The sequence below is a fragment of the Planctomycetaceae bacterium genome (assembly GCA_041398785.1).
Lineage (GTDB): Bacteria > Planctomycetota > Planctomycetia > Planctomycetales > Planctomycetaceae > JAWKUA01.
Window position 1 is genome coordinate 41,073 of sequence record JAWKUA010000013.1, and the last position, 21,860, is coordinate 62,932.

Consider the following 21,860-nt stretch of genomic DNA (forward strand, 5'->3'; position numbering starts at 1 on the left):
GGATTTCGGTCAGCGGATTTTGTCGAACAGCTTGTTCAACTGCTGATCCAACTGGCCGTTGATTCGCTTGTCCAGCTCCTGCTGAATCCGCCCGGCACCAAGGTTTTGAACCAGGCCCGCTGTGTCGATCTGAGGCTGGCCGATCGTTCCCGTCACGGGCACGGTCACCGTTCGAGCTGTTCCGGACGACTGTCCCTGCGAACGTTCCAGCGGCACGTCCAGACTGACCTGGATCTGGTGATTCAGGCCGACTCCACCACTGCTGCGAAGCTGGTAACCGGCCAGTTCCAGGACCGCGCTGTCGTGAACAATCATGCCGTCGCGGAGTTCGAAGGCGATGTCCTGAGCCGGCATCGTGATGTCTCGCACCAGAGACTTGCCGGGCTGAACGAGTTCCACGGCCTGCAACAGCGACGCCAGCGACGAACCCGGACTGGCCGTCGCGCTGTGAACGGTCAGCACGGCCTGAATCGTGCTGGCTTCAGGGCGGTTCAGGTCATACAGAAACCGGTGGACTCGCGCGGAGAAACTTCCATGCACCTGAGCCGCGTCGGACAGCAGCGGCGCGACGTAGCCCAGCCATTCTCTGGTCAGTTCCTGAGTCACGTCGATGTTTTCCACACGACTGCCGGTCGCCAGTTGCAGTTGCGACGTTGTCAGGTCATACAGTGGCAGCACGTGAGCTTCACCGGTACTGATGGAACAATGAATCGGCTCCGTGCGAAGCTGGCCGTTTTCCAGAGTCGCCACGGCGGTGCCCGGCCCCAGCGGCAGACCGTACAGACGCCCGCTGGCCCACGCGATCGATCCGCTGGCCGTCAGGGGCGTCAGGCCGGAACCTGCCGAATTCGCCTGTGACCGGGCAACGTCGCCCGGTGTCAGCAGCGACGGTGCTCCGGTGATTCGGAACTGATCGTGTCCGGTGCCGGAGAGTTGGATGTTCTGTTCCGGATCCTGCAGCAAGCGGCGAGACAGGACGTCCAGGTCATAGTCCGCGTCGACGGTCAGGTCGGTTTGAAGCACGCCGCCGGGAGTCGTCAGCAGTCCGTTCACGATTGCCTTCAGACCGGGAACGTCCACTCGTCCGTTGTGAATCTGAAACGCCGCGCCGGATTCATCAATCGCCAGTTGCAGGTCGACAGTCGCCTGATCAATCACGAACGACGACGGTGCGGGAACCGCGGTCGCAGAGGCAGTCGAAGAGATCGTGCGGTACACGGAAGCTTCGCGAAACGCTGCCGTCGGCGGCTGAATCTGAGCCTGCAGGTGCAGCAACTGATCCGGTTCGCCCAGCAGATCGGCGGTCACCTGCGAGCCCGGAGCCAGCCAGTCGGCGGAGTGCCACGGAGCCACCAGAGTCCGCAGCGCCGCGCCGCTGCCTTCGACGTGCAGACTGCCGGAAAACATGTCGACGATCGAAGCCTGCGACGATACCACCAGTCGCGGGCTGCTGACGAGAAGCGAACCGGATTTCAGCAAGACGTCCGCCAGTCTCACGCGTCCCGGCGCTGTGGCGATCGTGGCCTGAATGTCGACGTCGCTGGTGATGCCGGGGCGAGGAACGTCCAGCAGTTGGCTGACGTCCTGCCACAATCGATCCGGATTGACTGTCCCGGCCACGGCCAGGCCGCGGTCAATCTGCTGCCGGTCAATCGGATCGATGGTCACGGTGCCGAAGTTGCCGGTCAGTCGCGACCTGTCGAGCGACCACGATGACGGCGAACACCGACCGACCGCGTCCGCGCGAATCGGGGAGTCCCAGTTCAGCCGCCGGCCGTTGTCAACCGCCTGGATCGGTGTTGTTTCCACCGCCGCCTGCCACCGCAGCGATTCGGCGTCGAACTTCGTTCCGGCGGCTGCGGAATCACGATTCACCTTCACGGCAAATCGAACGGCGCCTTCGCTGATCGTGATGCCGGGCCGCAGCAGCAGTGTCTTCGGCAGCATCGACGACAGTTCCGCGACGTCGACTCGCCCCTGAAGAACCACCTGCCCCGCGGACGCCGCTTCCGCGTCAGTGACGGCCTGCGCGGAGTCTGCTGTCCCCGTGCGATCAGCCGACTTGATGATGTTCAGCAACGGATCGGACTTCGCGATCTGCACTTCGCCTGATCCGGAAAACTCCGCCACGGAACTCTGCAGCCGCAGTTGATTCAGCACGATTCCGTCTTCGGCAATTGCGACCGCTCCGTTCATCGAACAGCGATCGAGACTCAGAAATTCGCCGTCGGCCCACGACGGATCACTCCACCGCACATCACGGCCCGCGACCTGCAGTCGTCCGGCAATCCCGTCGCTGAGCGTCGAACCCAGCATCCTGACCTGCATCCGACACGACACGTTCCCGGAGCATCGCGTTCCCGGAAGAACACGGTCGATCAGCGGCTGCAGTTCCGTCAGAGCCAGCCACTGTGTGTCGACGGCAATCTGACCGGCCGTGCCGTCGTCCGACGCGGGCTTCATCCGCACACTGATCGCCGGCGAATTCTGAAGACCGGTGTCGGTTCCGGAATTGCTCGCCGCAGCGTCATCGGCCGGGTCGTCGAACGGCTGCAGCGGGAAATCGGCCGCCAGTTCGTCAAGCGTCGCGGCGATGCGGGGGTTGACTCCGTTGCGACGGCTTTCCGCCGTGAACCGATCGTCCGCCGCGCCAACGGGAGCACGGTGGTCATTTCCCAGGCTGGCGACCAGTGCCACGTCGGGAAGTTCCGAGAGGTTCCCGGTCGTCGAAAAATGTCCGCTGATTCCGGCAAGCGTCGCACCGGCGAAAGCGTCGTCAGCCGATTGAAGTGTCACGCGGCCATCTACGAATTCCACTGAAACCGGAAAGCCCTGAGTGTTCGAACTGTCGGATTCTCCAAACACCTGCAGCAGCGTGGTTTCCAGGTTGGTCCGCCCGTCGCGAACAACAAGATTCAATTCCGGTCGCTGAACAACGACTTCCGCTCCGCGTCCCAGATTCATCGCCAGACGCCATAACGGCTGCCGCGTGACAACGGATTCCGCTTTCAGCAAGTCGGCCGACAACCGGTCCGCGGAATTCGCTGTCACTGCTTTTCCGACGCTGGCTGCGGGAACCGCGTCCGGAACAGCGGCGGTGGCATCGGAAATCACCAGCCCGCGAATTTCAACGGGACTCCACCAGTGCAGCACCGCGGAATCGAATCGAGTCACACCGGCCAGACGCGGGTGCACCGCTTTCAACACCGACGGGAGGAAGCCCGACACTGTCAGCAGCGTCGGCAGGAACAGCACCAACATCGCCACGTAGATCAGTCGTCGAATCCACCTGGCACGGCTCGACAACGGCGGTGCCGCGGCAGGCGGAATGACGGACTCCGCTTTCAGCTTCACTGCGACCTGTTCTTCCGATGTCGACGACTTGCCCATCGTATTCCTTCCAATCTCATCCCGCCGAATCACCGGGCGAGCGGCACTGAACGAACGTTGCGGGAACCTCACGAGAACCGAACCCGCTGCGCCGAAGTTCGGTCGGCGCGCGAAATGGCGTGTTCGTTCCGCGCGAATTGGTGCCACACTTTCATCGGCCATCGCAGCCGATCCGTGACACGTCAGACCGCCGGCATTCCGTCAGCCGACGCGATTTGTTGACTCGCGACTTGCCGGGTTTACCACCCTTCGTCGCGAACGGTGAATGATCCGAAGATCAGCGTTCGGGTTTTCGAGTCTGCGTCGACGGCGCAATTTCCGTGATCGATTCCGATTGCGCAAACACTGCCGGGACGAACGCGGCGTGGCTTCGCTGACCATCGCAGCTTCTCTGACCGTTGACCGTCAGCAATTTGTCGTCAGCGGCACTCAGACCGAAGCATTCCATGCGCCGGGTGACTAGAATCGTGGCCCGGAACCGTTTGCCGTGTAGAGTTTGCACGCGGCGCCGGTACCGCGTGTTCGCCGCCCCGTCATTTTCGGCGACGCGTTCCATCGCACGGACTGGCGAGGGCGATTCCGCAGTCGTCCGCCAGATTTCATTACCGTTCAATCATTGGATTTGTCGAGATGCTCCTGGATTCCCGCCGCGGTTCGTTCCTTTCGTTGTCTGTATTCTTGAACTCGCTGCTGGTCGCCGTTGCGTGCGCCTGGTTCGCTGCAAATTGTGTTGCCGTGGAACCGGAGCCGGAGCCTCAAACCACCGCCAGCGATCCTCGGGTCGGAACGAAGGTTCTGGTCACCACGGCCGGAGCGGAACTGAAAACGCCGAAAGCCGTTGTGTGGCGCGCGTATCTGGGCGAAGTGTTCACCGTGTCGCTGGTCAACGGCGAATGGTTGTGGATCAACGAAAAGCAGGGCTGGATGTGGGACCGGCAGACCGTTCCGCTGGCGACCGCCATTCAGGAAACGTCCACGCGTCTGAACGAAAGCCCGACGGCGGAAAACTTTCATCTGCGAGGCGTGGCGTGGCTGGCTCACGATGATTACGACAAGGCGATCGCGGACTTCACGCAGTGCCTGGCGAAGGAACCTCGCAACGCCGGAGCCTTCAACAATCGCGGTCAGGCCCATTATCTGAAAAAGGATTTCCAACGGGCCATCGCGGACTTTTCGCGAGCCCTGTCGATCGATGCGAAGCACTTCCTGGCGCTGAACAACCGCGCGCTGGCATACATCGCCACGGAACAGTTCGACCCCGCCGTTAAGGACATCGAAGCCGCGCTGGCGCTGAATCCGGAATACCCGGAGGCTCTCAACAACCGCGGCGTCGTGCGTCAGAAGCAGGGCAACACGCAGCAGGCGATCGCTGATTTCAGTGCGGCGCTGAAGATTGATCCGTCCTACACCGACGCCTACGGCAATCGAGCGTACGCTTACCGCATGTCCGGAAAGTACGCGGACGCCATCCAGGATCTGAAAACCGCCATGCAGAAGAATCCGCTGAACTTTGAACCGGTCAATGACCTGGGCTGGGTACTCGCCACGGCAAAGGACAACAGCATTCGCAATCCTGCCGAAGCCGTTGCCATGGCAAAGAAGGCCTGCGAAATGACGCAATACGAAAACTGGAACGCGCTCGACACGCTGGCCGCCGCGTCGGCAGAGGCCGGCGATTTCAAGAATGCCGGTCAGTGGATCACCACCGCCATCGAAAAAGCGCCGGAAGACAGGCGAGCACCGCTGAAGGCTCACCAGGAACTTATCCTGTCCGGCAAGCCGATCCGCGACTGACAGCTATCCGACGACACTGAGACATCCGCGCTGTCCGCGCCCTGGAGTGCGATGTTCCGGCATCGCTTTGGATTCCGACGAATCGTTGCGTCGCGGGCCATCGTTCGAATTACCTGAAATCACAGACGGTGTGAAACCGAAAGCGACGACGAGTCGCCGCACTCCAAAACCGCTTTTGCCGAGCCGCTGTTTTGGAGTGCGATGTTCCGGCATCGCTTTGGATTTCCCGGCATCGTCGCATCGCGGGCAATCGTTCGAATTACCCGAAATCGCAGACTGTCTGGAATCGAAAGCGGCGACGAGTCGCCGCACTCCAAAACTGCTTTGCCGAGCCCCTGTCCTGGAGTGCGATGTTCCGACATCGCTTTGGATTTCCACGCGTTGATCTCACATCAGCTTTCGTCGCATCGCCTTTGACGGGCGATTATTTCGCGGCGTGTACGGGTTCGGAATCGGAATCTTCCGTGCGGGAAACTTCCGCCGAAAGCGAATGCGGTGACGGCACCGGATGTGTTCTCCACCAGTTGGCGATGATTGACGCGACGGTGTTCATGACCGGCCCGAACACGATTGGCGCCAGTCCCAGTGTTGCGACTCTGTTAAGTTCTTTGGCGAGTCCGGAGGCCAGGCCTGCGTTCTGAAGGCCGACTTCCAGCGAGATCGTTCGGCAGGTCTGCAGATCCAGATCCAGCAGGCGGCAAACAACGTATCCCAAAGTGAAGCCGGCCACGCAGTGCAGCAGACAGGCACCGATCAGCAGCAGTCCCATCTGCATCAGATTGTCGCGGCCGGTGGCGACCGTCAGCACGGTCAGCACAATGATTCCCGTCATGGAAATCAGCGGCATGACCCGGTCCAGCCAGTGAAAGCGATGGTAGAACAGGTGATGAAACACCAGACCACCCAGGACCGGAATCAGCACGATCTTCGCCATGCTGAGCATCATCGCCGGAACGTCAATGGCAATCATTTCTCCGGCCAGCAGGTGCATCAGCACAGGTGTCAGGATCGGCGCGATGAGCGTGGTTGCCGCTGTCATGGTCACAGACATCGCGACATTTGCCTTTGCAATATAGGACATCACGTTAGACGCCAGACCGCTGGGAGACACTCCCACCAGAATCATCCCTGCGGCGATTTCCGGAGGCAGCCCCATGGCATGCGCCAGAAGGAACCCGACCATCGGCATGATGCTGAACTGGCACGTGACTCCCACCAGAATACCCCACGGCATTCTGGCCACGCGAGCAAAGTCGGCGATGCTTAACGTTGTGCCCATGCCGAACATGATGACCTGAAGGATCGGCACGAACAGCCTGGTAAACTCAAAGTCGCCGATGCCGATAAACCATGCCGGGTACGACATTCCCAGGATAACGGTGGCGATCGTCCAGATCGTGAACGACTTTGGACGCAGACGCGGCAGAACAGACGATGCCACAGCCAGGCTGATCGCCATGCCGGTCAGTGACGGTGCGACCCATGAAGTTCGACCCGACGCCAGGGACACAGTCAGGATCGCCGCAGACACGAACGCTGCGGCCAGCAGTCCTGTTCCGGCCAACATTGTCGCCCTGCGAACGGAAGTCGATTCATAGTCCGCGGAGTCCGTTGTTCGGTCTGACATTGACTGCCGTCCCGGAATGGTTGCGAAAGTGTCTTTGCAGGGATCGCTGCGGGCCAAAATATTTCGGCAGACGCGAGTCGCAGCGAACGGGGGTGGTGCAGCGAACCGCAGCGAGATTCGTACAGGGCCGCTAAGAATTGCGGCTGACGGAAATCGTAACGCGCGGCGGGTTTCAATCGAAGCTGCCGTCAGTGCGACGCATACCGCAGCCAGGAACAATCCACGACGCCGGATTCCGGTCGGACGACCGGTTCCTGAGCGGCATTCTCTATGACTCCGGCGCGGCAACGGCGTCGGCGAAGCTTTGCCCGATGGACATTCTCAATCGCTGCTCGCCCGATTCGATCGTGACGGACCGGTCATCGACGTCAATCACGCGGCCGTTCATCGCAGGCGTTTCGAATTCCGTTCCCGGCGCCAATTGATGGACTCGGTTATCAATCTGTTCGGTGATCCATGCTGTCGGTTTCCCGTTGCGGAACGTCACGGCGCTCAGAATCGTCAGCTTCATCGGGTCCTGCTGATTGAGGCCCACACCAAACACGTTGTCGCGCGCGATCACGTCGTAGGAGGACCGCGACGGGAACGCCATCATTCCGGAAGCCGCTTTGGTCAGCGTCTGACGCTGCGTGCCGGGAATAATGACCGCTTCGACGGACATCGACAGATCGAACTGACCGCTGGAAGCGACCGGCATCAGCCGCAGACTGACAATCCGATGAAGCTGGCCGGACATTTCGAAGTCGTACAGCCGCCGTCGTGATCTGGCTTAGTGAACCGCGTGCCTGAACATTGAACGGCATGGTGCGATACAGGCCGCGGCGATTCGCCGGAGCACCGGAATCGACGACGGCGTTGCGAAGTTTGGCCGTGCGGACCGTCTGCAGCAGCCAGTTGCGGTACAGGGACCGAGCGGTTTCCGTGGCATCCGGCAGCGATCGCTGCTGCAGAAGTTCAATCTGTTTTCCGGCTTCCCGAGCTTCGGCCAGCAGAGCTTCGCGGTTCTTGATTTCTTCCCGCAGTTCGTTGTTCTCCCCTTCCAACTCACGCAGCGGACCCTGAATCACGGAAGACAAAACATAGTCTCCCGCGCGGACGACGGCAGTCAGGATCAGCGCACCCAGCAGCAATTGTTGGCGTGTCAGTTTCACGGCTGCGGCTCCTTCGAATCAGCCGTTGCCGGAGCACCTGCCAGAACCGCAGCGGCCGTCGCCGAATCCGGGGGTTCGGCGGAAGTCGGTTCGTCGGAAGAACGGTCACCCGCCGGCGCCGCGTTGCGAGTCGTGCGGTCGACGGCGAGGTAGCGATCTTTGGGCCGGCTCCTGACCTGCATCGTCGTCTGAAAATCCCAGACGCTTTGCTTTCCGTCGGTCCGTTCCCGAATGCCGGGAGTTCTCAGTTCGTGGTATTGGTCGCGAAAGCTGTCTTCCATCTGTCGCACGGCTTCCGGTGACCGGCTGGTCCCCTGAAACGAGACGACAAAGCCCGAACCCGACGACGTCGCGGAAAATTGCTGGACGGCAAGCTGCGGGCTGGACGGCATGCGGACCGTGATATCGCGAAGTTCGTCCAGCCAGCACAGTCGCGACTTCTGCCACGCATCCAGCACCCTGGCACGATTCCGCTTCGCTCGCGTTTCGCCGACGAGTTCATCGAGTTCGGCCAGGCGGCTTTTCAGCGAAGTATTCTCCTGCTGCAACTCAGCGAACGTGGAATGCACGTAGTACCAGCCGCAGCCGACAAGCAGCGCGGCGACCGTCGCGGCGGCCAGAATTCGGTTCCGCAGCCTTGCCGGCGGCGGCGGTCGGCGCGGATTCAGGAAATCAATCGCTGGCCGGCGATTCAGAGCCTCCTCCTTCAGCGCGGCAACCAGCGGCGCGAAGGCGCACATCGACGCTTCACCTGCGTCACCGTCGATCAGCGAACGCGTCGAAACGCGTCGAATCTCAAACGGGAACTGTCCCTGAAATTCGTTGATCAGCGGCGCAGCTTCGATTTCCGATCCGACGACAACAACCTCCGACAATTCGGTTGTCTGATCCGCGAATCGGGAATCGGACAGCAGCGTCCGCGTGACTTCGGACGCGACAAAACTGACTCTGTCGGCGGGTTTCATTTCCGGGGGAAGCCGGATCGTGCGAGTCAGGATCGGCAGGTCGTCCTGCACCGCCAGTATCTGAGCCGTCTCATCGCCGCTGCTGATTACCAGCGACGCCGTGTGATCGCCTTCCGATTTCGGCGAAGCGAAGATTCGCAGCGAACACGTCGCCAGGATGGCCTGACACTTCTCCGATCCCGCGGCGCTGACGATATCGGTGACGGATCGAATATCGCCCGCATGCAGCGCCATCGCGATCACGTTTCGAGATCCGTGTTCGTCGGGTGGAAGAGCCACATAATCGATAACGCCGTCGGCGGACAATCCCGGCAATTCCCGCTGAGCCAGGTTGTTGACGATGACGGGCAGTTCATCGTCCGTCGCCGGCGGCACGGCAAACGTCGCGGCATCGATCATGCCGCGGTTCAGGCACAGCAGCAGCCTGGATCGACCAGCCTTCAGTTCGCCGATCAGTTCCTGAATCTTTACGGCGATGTTCGGCGCGGCCTGGTCGTCGTCCGCTGATAGTGCCCGGCGACCGGCAGACAGAACGCGCAGCGACCCGTTCTTCTCCGACTTTGCGAAAACAAAGCGAAGGTGTCCCGCGTTCCAGGAAACTGCCAGAAGTCTGCTCATGGGTCACCCGTCCGGCTGTTGATCGCTGCCGGAGTCGTCACAGAGAATTTTCCTGCATCGTCAATCACGGGCTGCGGCCTTCGAACCGCGAGCCAAAGGAACTCGATTCCACATCCGACATCGGCTCGTTCAGCGGTGAATGCAATTCGAAAAGCGGAACCGTCAGGCCGTGCCCCGTCAGGTCCGTCCAGTCTACGACTCTGGCCGGTTGATTGGCAGCATCGATTATCACTTTGCGGCGCAGTATTGGCCCGCCGATCAGTCGAAACACCACGATCTGCGCGGAATGAACGTCTCCCCTCGTCGTAATGTCGCGGTGAATCTGCCGATACGTCGGCACGTCGATGACGCGGCGAGTCAGCAGCCACGCCGTCGACAGCCGTTCGCTCTCCGACAGCGTGGCTCGCTGCTGCACAACCTGCGCTGCGATCGCGGGGTCTTCGAACAGAGTCCGCAGCACACGCTCCGACGCCAGATGGATGTTGATTCGCCCTGTCAGAACGCGGGAAGAATCGGTTGACGTGCGGTCTTCCAGGATTCGCAGCCATTCGGCAAATTCCGCACTGTCGCTCTTCAGCGGACTGTTGACCAGAACACCTCCGGACGAAGAAGGAAGCTGTACTGCGGAATCCACCAGGTCCGACAGGTCAGTAATCGGAAAGAACGAAGTCGCGGTACTCGGCGACACATCAACCGCCAACGGTGAGACGCCCGCCGACGTCGAATACACAACGCCGTACATCCGTACCAGTCGAATGAAGCGAGCCAGTTCGTCGGTCAGAATCGGAGCCAGCTGCGCTTCGAATGCCGCCAGATCCGTGGTTGTGCTGTCGTTCAGATTCAGCCGCGGCAAACCGTCGCCGGAAACATTTCGTTCCGCGCTGTGAACGGTCAGCAGGTCTTCCCACGCGATGGCTTCGTCGCGATCGATGGTCTCCGGCAGCGCCGCCGAACCATAGAACATCTGACGGCGAACACCCTTCACGAACAGAAGCTCCTGCAGCGACAGCGGGACGTCATTTCTCGGACGATAGGGCGGATTCAGCCGCTGATAGTAGTCCGCTTCGGCGCCAAATTCGCGAGGTTCGTCGTCGGCGTCGAGCCAGTCGAGAATCGCGTCCGCAGCCTGTTCGTTCATTCCCGGAAACTGCATCAGCGCTGTGCGTCCGGAGCCCGGAATGGATTCATCCCGCTGCAGAAGCGTCCCCAGATGCAGCTTCGCGGATTCGTTCTGCAGACCGAATTCCAGTGACGGTGACAACGCGTCGACGCCGTAGTCGCCGGGCGATTCAAGCGGAAGAATATCACTGATCGTTGTGGCTGGCGCGGGCATTCGCTTGACGACAGAGAATCGCCAACTGTCAACGGTGCCTGTTTCGCCGAACGATGATTCGCGAGGCTGCCGATCCGACTGCAATGGAGCGACGACTCGGGATCGAAAACCGCTGCCGCCGATTCCATCCGCCGACATCTGCGACGTGGAAGAGAAGCCGGCAGCAACGGACTGCTCGGAAGTCAGCCCCGCTGCGATCCGTTCGGTGTGCGCCGTCAGAAAGGATTCCGCACTGGCCATCGTCTGTTGAGCCTGCAGCAGATCGCCGCTGATTTTCGCGGCTTCGTACTCCGTCGTCATGTCAGCCAGAAATCCGAAACCCGCCAACGCGACCATGACGACCACAACCAGCACAATGATCAGCACGATCCCGCGCCGTTCCGCATGTGGGTGGACTTCGCGACGCCGCAGCACGGAACGTTGGGGCGCAACTGCGGCTCGGCAATTGTCATCGCGGCGCCAATCGGATCGCTGTGCTTTCATGGCAGCAGCTCCTCACCGAACGAAACCGATCCGGCATTGTTCGCAACCGGCAGGACGGACGCATTCATCAGGATGATTCGACTGTGAAATCGCGGCCTGATTGCCGCCAGGGGAGCCGCGGAAGCAGAATCGCGCACCGACGTTGATCGCCTCGTGACGTCCGGCGCGGAACGATCGTTCATCGGCGACAGTGGATAACCGGAATCGACCTGCCCGGGAAAGGCGGCGCGGATCAATTCCAGTTCGTTCGCGTTGACAAGATCAAATTCGACGCGGATCGCAGCCAGCGTGCGAAACGCGTCGGCGTCCGTCCATTCGGCGGACCACGTGCTGCCGTCGAAGTACGCAAACCGGCAACCGACAACTTCGGGAATCCATTCGACACTCGGCGGCGTCGAGACTGCCGCGGCCCGCAGCGACTCGGTATCGGTCAGCGAATCAGCCGGCGGATACAACAGCGCATCCAGTGTGCTGCGAGTGATTTCGACCGCATTGCCGGCCTGATTGCGTTCCGCTGTCGACTGGTCGGCGACCGCAGCCAGAAGCTTCGAGCTGTCAGCCTGAATGCGATACAAGCCGGGAGCCAGCGACGTCCCTGCTTCCGACTGCCCGAATGGCTGGAACTGATAAACGACCGTCTGAAATTCCGGCACATCGGCAGCGATGCCATCGGGGCTGTCGTCCGTCCGGAGATCCGACCCGCCGCCAAGCTGTGTCAACAGGTCGATGTCAGACAGAGGTTCCGCGGCTTGCAGCGGCGCTTGCCGAATTGAAAGACGCAGCGCCGACACCGTTCCATGCACGGACACGGTGCCGGGCACTTCGACGCGCGCGGATGTCAAACCGGCGGCAAACGGATCGGACATCGCGACGGCATCAAAACCGGAGAAGCCCGGTTCACCCGAATCGAAGCCGACGCTGTCCGCTGCAATGCCGCTCACCGTCGCACCATCGCTGTTGGTTTCGATCAGACCGACATCGGCACGTCCGGTTCCCGCGGCGTTCAGATCGTCAGCGACGATTCGGAACAGCGAACGGACAAGCTGCTGTTCGGTTGTCTGAGCGGTTCCGGCCGTCAGCAGGCCGTTGTACATGGACATCAGGCCCCACACGGCCGACATCAGAGCCGACACCAGCACCATCGCGATCAGCATTTCCAGCAGCGTGTAACCAGCAGTTCGCGAGTTCTCCCAGCGACGTCTGTCCGCGCGAACGGGAATCGCAGCGCTGTTTCGCGCGGTGATGTTGCGCACAGCGCAGTTTCGCGCGGTAATGGCCGCGTCACACGGGTTGTGGACGAAAGGCGGCGTGTTCATGGAAACGGCGCCTCCCGCATCAGCTCTTCCTGTCCGAAGGACGTATTCGTTTCGGTCTCGACTGTCTCGGACAGCACCCATCGCGTCAGCATGAAACTCACCGGCCGTTCCGTGGGCGAGTCGGTTCTTGTCACCGCAACGGTCAGCGTCAGCAGTTCCGGCATATCGTTGACAGGAGCCGTGCGAACCGAATAGATCCAGTCGGGCGTTTCATCAGCCACCGGACGAGATCCGCGTGAACTGTTTTCGAACGGACTTTCGGTCGGCAGCAGTTCGGTTTCGACGTCCGAAATCAGCGGCGCGACGGGCAGCAGCGGTTCGCCTTCAACCGGATCGGATGGTCGCAGTCCCAGCAGGATTTCGTTCAGCGTGGTTTCGCAAAGCTGTTGAGCCTCCGAATTCAGTGCCGCCCTGTTCGCCTGACTTCGCCCCATCGACGCCAGCCGCGCCAGGACCACGACGCTGCCCATCAGGATCGCTGTTGCCAGAATGACTTCAATCAAACTATACCCCGAGCGGGGCAAATTGAGGTATTCTGGCTCGCGGCATGAAGAAGTGCGAAAAGTATCAGCGCTCGCCGCGGCCAGTATAAAGCCGCTGCGATCCGCTGTCTGCGGCTTTTGTCGGGACACGATCATGGGACCGCTCCTTCGGTCGGCTGCCGCTCCGCGATTGGATTCTCGCCCGATGACGAATGCGCTGTCCTGCGCACTGGTGCCGAACAGGAAACCGCCGATGTCAGTCCGCGAACGGAAACATGCACCACAAAATCGCGGCTGCCGGTGACGATCAGCGACGCGTCGCGGCTCGCTCCGTTGGGGAAGAACGAAATCGGATCCGACCAGGCAGGTGTATCACTGCCTCCGAACGACGTCGCGTCGCTGAAAGTCGCCCCGTCGTTCTCGGTGGAACTGTCGCCGACCGGGTTCGCGCTGAACTGCACGCCGTCGGGCAACAGTCCGGTACGAACAATGCGAAACGGCGTCGCGTCGATTTGAGGATCCGCAGCGCGGTCGCCGATGACACCGTTGTCGAATTCGGCGGGACCTGTGGCGAACGCCGGCTGATTCGACTGCAGTTGATTTGAAACCGCCCGACCGGCGTCGGAAATGGTCGCCGGCATGCGTTGCCGAAGCTGCCATTCCCGGCCGCCGATTCGGTAGCGAAACTCAACAACCGCTCCTTCGCGGATGGCGATCGAACGCGCTTTTGCCAGCGATGTTCGCACCTGTCCGCCGGCACTTCGCAGGCGGCTCTTGTCCAGCGGCCCCTGCAGCGACGGAACCGCGATCGCTGCCATCGCGGAAAGAATGCCCAGAACGATCAGCAATTCCAGCAGCGAATAGCCGTTCCGAGCCCTGACGTCTGAATCGCAGCAGCGTTTCATGACTGGTCTCACACTGAACCGGCCGTGGTGCCTTGAACGTCAGTTCGTGGCGACGGAATCAGCGGCGCCGGCATCGGCACCATCGCCGGCGGTTCCGTCTCCCGTCCAACTGACAATGTCGTCATCCGTGTTTTCCTGACCGTCCGGACCGAATGACCAGATGTCCGGCTGATTCATCTTGTTGTGCGTCGGCGGGAATTCGTAGCGGTAACTGTTACCCCACGGATCGCGCGGCAGCGTTTCCGTCTTCAGATAGGGGCCGTCCCACTGCGAACCGGACGCGGCCGCAGTAGCGTCGTCGCCTTCCAGTTCGACAGCTGAATCTGATGTGCTGACACCAGCCGATCCCGTGTCGCCGGAAGGAACAGACACCAATGCCGTAAGTCCCTGTTCGGTGGACGGGAATCGGTTCATGTCAATTGCATAGCGTTCCAGCGCCGACTGAAACATGCCGATCTGAGTCTTCACCGAATTGATGTCGGCCTTCTGTTTGCTGCCCAGCAGTCGCGGTCCGACCAGCGACACCAGCAGCACCAGAATGGCCATCACGATCAGCAGCTCCGTCAGCGTGAAACCGCCGCGGGCGATACGTTCGGATGCAAGTCGATTGGTTTTCATAAAACGATTCTCCCTGTTAAGTCCCGTTCTGAGTTGTGCCGCACTTCGTGTACGGCAACTGTTGGCTTTCGTAAATTCGGCGGGCATCAGCCCATCGAGGTACTCATTTCAAAGACCGGAAGCAGCAATGCGACGATGACAAACAGCACGGCTCCTCCCATCACCATCAGCAGCGCGGGTTCAATCAGACGAACCATCGCATCCAGTTGCCGGGCAACCTTGCGGTCAATTCCGTCGGCAATGTTGGTCAGCACGTTCTCCAGATTGTTGGCTTCTTCCGCGATACTGATCATGGCCATCACATTCGGCGGCAGCAGTCCGCATTTCTGCAGCGGCGCTGACAGGCTTTCGCCGGCGGAAATGTTTTCGGCGGAGTCCCGAATGGCTTTGCCGAGCACCACGTTGCCGGACGAGTCGCTGCTGATTTCCAGAGCTTTCAGCATGGGAACTCCGTTGCGAAGCAGTGTTCCCAGAATTCTGCAGAACCGCGATGTCGCTCCGTTCAGCAGGATGGGACCGAACACCGGCAGCCTGGTTTTCACACCGTCCACTCGCTCCCGACCGGAGGGTGAGGCCATCCACTTCTTCATTCCGAACAACAATCCGGCGATGGCCACCGCCACCAGAATACCGTAACGGCCCAGAAAGTTACTCAGCCACAACAACGCTACGGTCGCGCCGGGCAGAGTTCCCTGGCGTTCGAGTTGTGCGAACAGTTCAGAAAACTTCGGCACGAAGAAGACAATCAGAACCAGCGTCACAACGGATCCGGCCACGGCCAGAAACGCCGGGTACGCCATTGCGCCACGGACTTTGGCCTTCAGTTCCTCCTGCCGTTCCAGAAACTCCGCCGTTTGCTGCAGCGCGTCTTCCAGGAACGCGCCTTCCGTTCCGGCTCGCACGACGCTGATTGTCAGCTCATTGAACACGTCGCGGTGAGCAGCCATGGCTTCGTGCAGTTGTGCGCCTTCGGAAATGCGAGTCCGAATCTTTGCCAGAATGGACTTCATTCTGTCGTGAGGCGTCTGCTGGATCAGAACTTCCAGAGACTGCAGCAGCGGAACTCCGTTCGCCAGCAGGTCTGACAACTGAGTCAGCGTGTTGGCCAGCAGCTCAGCACTGACCGGTCGCTGCAGGTTCAGAGAAAATCCGGCGGGCTTCGCGACTTCCACGCGAATGGGAAACAGCGACCGGTCGGTCAGCAGAGCCATCACGTCGCCGCGCGAATCCGCCGTCATCAGGCCGCTGACGTCCTGACCGGTGATTGTTCTGGCAGTGTATGTAAAGTCCTGCATGTTGTTTTGAAACCGGACGACACGCGTTGTCGAACCGGCGGCCCTCATCAATCGCCGGTGATCAATCGCTCTTGGTGACTCGCAGCACTTCGTCGACACTGGTCAGGCCGCGGGCCACCTTCTTCCAGCCATCCTGCCGCAGAGTCTTCATGCCTTCCGCGATCGCAGCTTTGCGGACGGCGTTCGTGCCCGACCGGTCATTCGCGAGCTGTCGGATCGTGTCAGTGGCTTCCAGCAGTTCGTAGATTCCCAGCCGGCCGGAATAGCCGGTACCGCGACAGTTGCGGCAACCTACCGCTCGGTAGATTGGTGCCGCGCGAGACAATTCGTCCATCGGAAAATCAGACGGCAGTTCATCGCGCGACGGCATCCAGGCTTCGCGGCAGTCTTTGCACAGCGTTCGAACCAGTCGCTGAGCCATGATGCCTTCGACAGTGCTGGCCACCAGGAACGGTTCGACTCCCATATCCACCAGCCGCATAAACGCGCCGGCCGCGTCGTTTGTGTGCAGCGTGCTGAACACCATGTGTCCGGTCAGTGACGCCTGCACGGCGTTTTCCGCCGTTTCGAAGTCGCGGATCTCGCCGACCAGCACGACATCCGGGTCGTGCCGCAGGATGCTGCGCAGGCTGGCGGAAAACGTCAGACCGACCTTGTGATTGACCTGAATCTGGTTGATGCCTTCCAGCTGATATTCAATCGGGTCTTCTGTGGTGATGATCTTGTTGCGTTCGCTGCGAATTTCCGCCAGCGAACTGTACAGCGTCGTCGTTTTGCCGGAACCCGTCGGCCCGGTCACCAGAACGATTCCGTGAGGCAGCCGGATCAGTTCACGGAACCGAAGATAGGTCTCGCGCTCCATACCGATGCCGGAAAGCGAAAATGACATCGCGTCCTTATCCAGCACTCGCATCACGACACCTTCGCCGTGCAGCATTGGAATGATGGAAACGCGAATATCGACTTCTCGTCCGGAAACGCGGATCTTGATGCGGCCGTCCTGGGGAACTCGCTTTTCCGCGATGTTCAGCCGGGCCATGATCTTCAGACGGCTCAGAATCGCCGCCTGGAACCGGTTCAGTTCTCCCGGCACCGGCTGAGTCTGCAGGACTCCATCAATGCGATACCGCAGTTTCAGCCCGGACGCCTGAGCTTCCATGTGAATATCGCTGGCTCGCGCGTTGACGGCTTCGACAAGAATGTCGTTGACCAGCCGGACGACGGAAGCCTGCTGAGCCATTGCGGCGGCTTCTGACTCGTCGAATTCCAGGTCTCCCAGGACTTCGACGTCTTCTTCGTCGCGAGCCTTCGCCATCAGGCCGTCCAGCGTCTGAGCTCCCACACCCAGATGAGACTTGATCAGCGACGCCACTTCATTCGGCAGAGCCAGCACTGGCACGACAAAACAGCCGGTGGCTCCGGCGACAGCGTCCGCCGCCTGCACGTCGAACGGATTCGAAACGGCCACCTGAATGGTCGATTCCGTACGATCAATCGGAAAGACGCCAAACCGATGAACCAGCCGAACCGGGAAATCGCGCAGCAAGTCGGGGTCGATGACTTCGTCGGAAAGATCGACGACCTTCATCCCCAGCGACAATCCGATCGAACGGAGTGCCGCGAAAGAATCGGCAAACTGATACTCGCTGGCAAACTGGTCAAGCTGGTTGCCTGAGTTGAAGATTTCGCGGGCTCGCCGAAGTTCGTCTGGACTCAGGCGACGCGCCGACGCTTCAACTGCTGCCTCTTGCAGGCGTAAAGCGCTGCTCATGAATGTGGCCCCGGGGAGGGAGGAGGTGGGATATCGAACGCGGGAAATCAGGCGGGACTGCTGGCACGCCTCCGATGCATCGTCAACAGCTTCCAACGTTTTAGTCACAACGGCTTACCGTTACAAGAGTTGAGTTCTCCCCCGGCATCCGCCCTCCACGCTCCGACGAGGCCAAATGTTCACCGAACGTGAAAAAAACCATGCATTTTCGCAGGAAATCCGCTCCACCACGCCTGCCCGACACGGGCGTCCCGACCTTCGGAAGCACCGGTTCTGCGAATTTCCCGAGACGGAACCAGGCTCGCGGCTTTCGTTATTGTCACCCGCTCCTCGCGCCACGCGAGCGGGACGCGAGGCAAAGTCGCCGTCACGCTTCGCGCCACGAACCTTCGTTAAGCAGAGTTCGAATGGCAACGCACGGTACGAGCACACGGGCCATTTCCCGGAAGGCTCTCCACGCGGAGCGTAATGGCTGGTGATGCGTCAGGCACAAATCGATAGGTCGTGTGCCACTGGACGTGCCAGTGCTCTGCAACCTTGATCACACTGGCACAGCCAGATGGGGCACACATCAAGATACGATGGACAAGGCACCAGCCCGGATAATTGCCGCATTCAGACAATCCCGACGGAAGGCGTCTCGGAAACAGAGGTTATGTCGAATCGGCGAAATGCACACGGTACGACGGGACTGCGATCCCGTCGCTGCAATTTGACAGAATCGGAGTCCCGTCGCTGCAAACGCGTGAGTAATCCGGGATAGACGCGTGCAGCGGCGTGAATTACTTCCCGGCTGATGTTTTGGCGGCGGTGGACTTGTCGCTGAGTTTGCGAATTCGCAGACCGGTGCCGGTCCACAGCAGTCCCAGGTCGTGAGCTGTCCAGATTTCGTAGCCGCGTGACGGGTCGCCGATGACATGTTGATCGGCCTGGCCCACAGTTCCGAAATAGACGACGGAATGGGCCACTCCCGGCTTCCAGCCGTCATCCGAAACGTACTTCGGAACCATGTCCGCGTCTGATTCGTTCAGTTCGCAGCACAACAGCAGCGGAAACTCCGCCGACAGATTCTGCAGGTCGCTGGTGTGGGCTTGAAAAAATTCCACGCGGTAGCCGCTGCCGAGAAGTTTTGTGGCCAGCCCGTGGTACAGCCCCAGCCAGGTCGTGCCCCGCTTGCTGGTCATGCACAGCCGGGCCATTTCCTGTTCGTTCGCGTCAATTCCCAGAGCCACCAGAATTGTGGCAGCCGCGGCGGGCGAGCACGTATGGTCGTTGGTTTGCACGCACACCGCATGCTGCAGCGGCGGCAGCGCCTTCATCCATTCGTCCTGACAGACGGGTACTTCCGTCGGAACGAAGTACATGACCGAATACACGGCCGCGGCGATCATCAGCATCATCGCGGGGGCTCGGCGAGCCAGCGAACCGGGAGACAGCCGCAGCCACACCGTCGCCGCCAGTGCCGACAGCAGCAGTGGAAACCAGTTTGTCAGCACGATCGCTGATGGCAGAGGAATCCAGTTGACAATCCAGAGCTGGTCCCAGATGAACCGGACGTACGCCAGAGTCAGCACCACGATCACGGCGGCGATAACGTCCAGAAACAACTTCGAACGGTTTCGCAGCAGTCGCAGAGTGACGAAGTAGACGCCAATCGAAAGCATCACCATCAGGCCGATGGCCAGCCGAATGTCATGCACCTGTCCGCCTTTCGCGTGAGTGGTCTGTTCGATTCGCGCCGGAAGCGCCAACGTCATTCGCGGAGTCCACCCTCCACGTCAGAGACGCTGACTTCGCCGATCAGAATTCTATGCCGAACCAGGTTCGCACGGCGACGGCAGATCTCACGGGTTCGCACGAAGGCAGACTTAGCCTCGATTTCACGAGTCGCCAAAACGGCACCGGGTGTCGCTTTGCCGTCGGCGCGGAAGACTGAAGCGGCTTTGGGCGAGCGGCAAATTAGGCGTGCGGCAGGTGAAAGGTTACCGCTGCGGACGCTGGCAGCGTCCGCCACGTGGCCGATGCTGCCGGGATTGGCTGGGATGTTCTCATCCGCCGCTCGCAGAAAACCCAATCTGCCGCACCCTTGTGAATTTCCAGCGAAGGGTGATTCCAGCGAGGAATCTTACAGGGTGAACAACTGGATGTTTGACCGAACGACCTCCTAAGCTTATCGTGCATGCGGGGAACCTGTCGGTTTCCGGAGTCCCGCCATCAACCATCCGCTGTTTTCCTGCCCTGCATCCTGCCAGTTTTGCGAGCGATTCTGTCGCGGTTTCCGCTTCCGCATGACACCCTGCGGTAACGACGCTGCGCGGAATGTCAGTCAGGCGATCACAGATGTGTGATGACGAACGATGACTATGGAGAACTCTGCTGCTATGGAGGGCTGCCACATCGGTCGAGACGTGTCGGATTGTGTCCATGAAACTGTTTGCCTGCCTGGCTGTCTTGCTGCTGTTTCCGGCCCTGTTGGTTGCTGAAAATCCGGATGTGAGCGTCAATCCGGGCGACCCGGCTCCCGAATTTGAAGCCGTCGACGCCGATGGCCGGGTGTGGAAATCGTCCGACCATTTCGGCAAACGGATCGTGGTCGTGTACTTCTATCCCGCGGATATGACAACCGGGTGTACGAAGCAGGCCTGTTCATTCCGGGATACCTTTCAGGAACTTCAGGACTCCGGTGCCACAGTCGTCGGAATCAGCGGAGATTCCATTCGCAACCACCAGTTGTTTCGAAAGGTGCATTCACTGAATTTTCGCCTGCTGGCGGATGAAGACGGCAGCATCGCCCGAGCATTCGGTGTCCCGACGCGCGAGGGCGGGGAGATCAGTTCTCTCGTGGACGGAGTCGAAGAAACGCTGGTCCGTGGCATGACGGCCAGTCGCTGGACGTTTATCGTGGGAAAAGACGGACGCGTCATTCACAAAAACACCAAAGTTGACGCGGCGGAAGACGGGCGGATCGTTCTGGAGACCATTCGACAACTGGCAACCGTCGCCGAGTAATCGCCGCCAGCCGCCGTCTGCGTGAGCTGGTTCACGGAACGGGCCATTTTCAATCGCCAGAATTCGGCTGTCCGTGGCCGAGCAGTGTCGGCCGGCATGAATTGGCCGGCTTTGAAAACGAAATCAAACGACCCGCTGGACGACGGCGTATCGCATTGCGAGAATGCCAACCAATCCGGCCGAACACAAAAGTCCGGCGTCACAGTCAAAGAATGAGGGCAACGAATCAGGCCCGCGAATCGAGCCGAGCAGCAGAACGCATCGGCTGACTCATCAAACCCCCGTTTCTGTCAGCCCATTTCAGGCAGGCAGTGTCTGTCCCGAGGTCCCGAAGGAGTTCCAAACGATGAAGAAAGTTTTTAGTGTCGTGGCATCTGCTCTGATGCTGGTCGCGTCTGCTCAGGCCGCTGACGTGAAGTCCGGTCTGCAGGTGGGTGACAGCCCGGCTCCGTTCAATGTTCTGGACGTGACTGGCCCGCAGGCCGGTGAAAAGCTGTGCTACCGCTGCAAGTACGGCAGCCGTCCGGTCGTCAGCATCTTCACGCGCAAGATGGACGACAAGGTCGCCAAACTGGTTAAGGAAATCGACGGTGTTGTCGGCAAGAACGAAGAAAACAAGATGGCGGCATTCGTCGTCCTGCTGACGGACACTCCGGAAGGCGCAGAAGCCGGTCTGAAGAAGACTGCGGAATCCAACAAGATCACACACACTCCGCTGACCGTGTTTGAAAACTCTGTCGGCCCGGCTGACTACAAGATCGACAAGAACGCGGAAATCACCGTGATGATGTGGGTCGACAGCAACGTGAAGGTCAACAAGGTCCTGACAGAAAAAGAACTCAGCGAAGACGCCATCAAGAAGGTGGCCGCTGAAACCAAAGCGATCCTGGAATAGTTCCCGATCTGATCACGGCGGATGACTGTGCGTTTGTCCGCTGAACAGGGAATTCGCAGCCCGGCATTCACCAGGATGCCGGGCTTTTTCATGCGCTGAATGCCGAGTCCGGCGTGCAATCAGACGTCGACCCTTTGGCCGGCGACCGACGGCAAGCTGGAGTCCGAAAATCTCCGACAACCGTCACAACCGCTAAAGTTTGCCTGTC

General features: G+C 60.3%; 15 protein-coding genes. 3 read left to right on the forward strand and 12 right to left on the reverse strand.

What is annotated here, in order from left to right:
• Nucleotides 1–9: 9 nt before the first annotated feature.
• Complete coding sequence (locus tag R3C19_15815; protein MEZ6061813.1) at nucleotides 10–3,390, reverse strand: hypothetical protein; 3,381 nt, start codon at nucleotides 3,388–3,390, stop codon at nucleotides 10–12.
• Between the two features lie 630 nt (nucleotides 3,391–4,020).
• Here R3C19_15815 and R3C19_15820 point away from each other — a divergent pair.
• The gene (locus R3C19_15820) at nucleotides 4,021–5,184 is read left to right on the forward strand and encodes a tetratricopeptide repeat protein (protein MEZ6061814.1); all 1,164 of its coding nucleotides are present in this window, start codon (nucleotides 4,021–4,023) and stop codon (nucleotides 5,182–5,184) included.
• Nucleotides 5,185–5,608: 424 nt separating this feature from the next.
• On the opposite strand, the gene R3C19_15825 is transcribed toward R3C19_15820, so the two are convergent.
• The 11 genes from R3C19_15825 to R3C19_15875 all read right to left on the reverse strand — a co-directional run bounded on the left by R3C19_15825 (nucleotide 5,609) and on the right by R3C19_15875 (nucleotide 19,505).
• On the reverse strand, nucleotides 5,609–6,811 hold the full coding sequence (locus R3C19_15825; protein ID MEZ6061815.1) for a bile acid:sodium symporter family protein: 1,203 nt from the start codon (nucleotides 6,809–6,811) through the stop codon (nucleotides 5,609–5,611).
• A gap of 268 nt (nucleotides 6,812–7,079) precedes the next feature.
• On the reverse strand, nucleotides 7,080–7,547 hold the full coding sequence (locus R3C19_15830) for a hypothetical protein (GenBank protein MEZ6061816.1): 468 nt from the start codon (nucleotides 7,545–7,547) through the stop codon (nucleotides 7,080–7,082).
• Between the two features lie 411 nt (nucleotides 7,548–7,958).
• Nucleotides 7,959–9,545 carry a hypothetical protein gene (locus R3C19_15835; GenBank protein ID MEZ6061817.1) on the reverse strand — a complete coding sequence of 529 codons (1,587 nt, stop codon included), beginning with the start codon at nucleotides 9,543–9,545 and terminating at the stop codon, nucleotides 7,959–7,961.
• 64 nt (nucleotides 9,546–9,609) lie between these two features.
• Complete coding sequence (locus tag R3C19_15840) at nucleotides 9,610–11,244, reverse strand: type II secretion system protein GspK (protein MEZ6061818.1); 1,635 nt, start codon at nucleotides 11,242–11,244, stop codon at nucleotides 9,610–9,612.
• 113 nt (nucleotides 11,245–11,357) lie between these two features.
• Nucleotides 11,358–12,677, reverse strand: a complete 1,320-nt coding sequence (locus tag R3C19_15845; GenBank protein ID MEZ6061819.1) for a prepilin-type N-terminal cleavage/methylation domain-containing protein — start codon at nucleotides 12,675–12,677, stop codon at nucleotides 11,358–11,360.
• A complete protein-coding gene (locus tag R3C19_15850; GenBank protein ID MEZ6061820.1) occupies nucleotides 12,674–13,180 on the reverse strand; it encodes a hypothetical protein in 507 nt (168 codons plus the stop codon). Before R3C19_15850 ends, R3C19_15845 begins: the two co-directional genes overlap by 4 nt.
• Before the next feature lie 131 nt (nucleotides 13,181–13,311).
• Nucleotides 13,312–14,064 carry a prepilin-type N-terminal cleavage/methylation domain-containing protein gene (locus tag R3C19_15855; protein MEZ6061821.1) on the reverse strand — a complete coding sequence of 251 codons (753 nt, stop codon included), beginning with the start codon at nucleotides 14,062–14,064 and terminating at the stop codon, nucleotides 13,312–13,314.
• A 39-nt stretch (nucleotides 14,065–14,103) separates the two neighbouring features.
• Complete coding sequence (locus R3C19_15860; GenBank protein MEZ6061822.1) at nucleotides 14,104–14,682, reverse strand: type II secretion system protein GspG; 579 nt, start codon at nucleotides 14,680–14,682, stop codon at nucleotides 14,104–14,106.
• A gap of 86 nt (nucleotides 14,683–14,768) precedes the next feature.
• Complete coding sequence (locus R3C19_15865) at nucleotides 14,769–16,025, reverse strand: type II secretion system F family protein (GenBank protein MEZ6061823.1); 1,257 nt, start codon at nucleotides 16,023–16,025, stop codon at nucleotides 14,769–14,771.
• A gap of 13 nt (nucleotides 16,026–16,038) precedes the next feature.
• Nucleotides 16,039–17,748: a GspE/PulE family protein gene (locus tag R3C19_15870; protein ID MEZ6061824.1), complete on the reverse strand. Its 1,710-nt coding sequence runs from the start codon at nucleotides 17,746–17,748 to the stop codon at nucleotides 16,039–16,041.
• A gap of 782 nt (nucleotides 17,749–18,530) precedes the next feature.
• A complete protein-coding gene (locus tag R3C19_15875; protein ID MEZ6061825.1) occupies nucleotides 18,531–19,505 on the reverse strand; it encodes a cysteine peptidase family C39 domain-containing protein in 975 nt (324 codons plus the stop codon).
• A 667-nt stretch (nucleotides 19,506–20,172) separates the two neighbouring features.
• Here R3C19_15875 and R3C19_15880 point away from each other — a divergent pair.
• Complete coding sequence (locus tag R3C19_15880) at nucleotides 20,173–20,757, forward strand: peroxiredoxin (protein MEZ6061826.1); 585 nt, start codon at nucleotides 20,173–20,175, stop codon at nucleotides 20,755–20,757.
• Between the two features lie 346 nt (nucleotides 20,758–21,103).
• Complete coding sequence (locus R3C19_15885; GenBank protein MEZ6061827.1) at nucleotides 21,104–21,652, forward strand: hypothetical protein; 549 nt, start codon at nucleotides 21,104–21,106, stop codon at nucleotides 21,650–21,652.
• Nucleotides 21,653–21,860 lie beyond the last annotated feature (208 nt).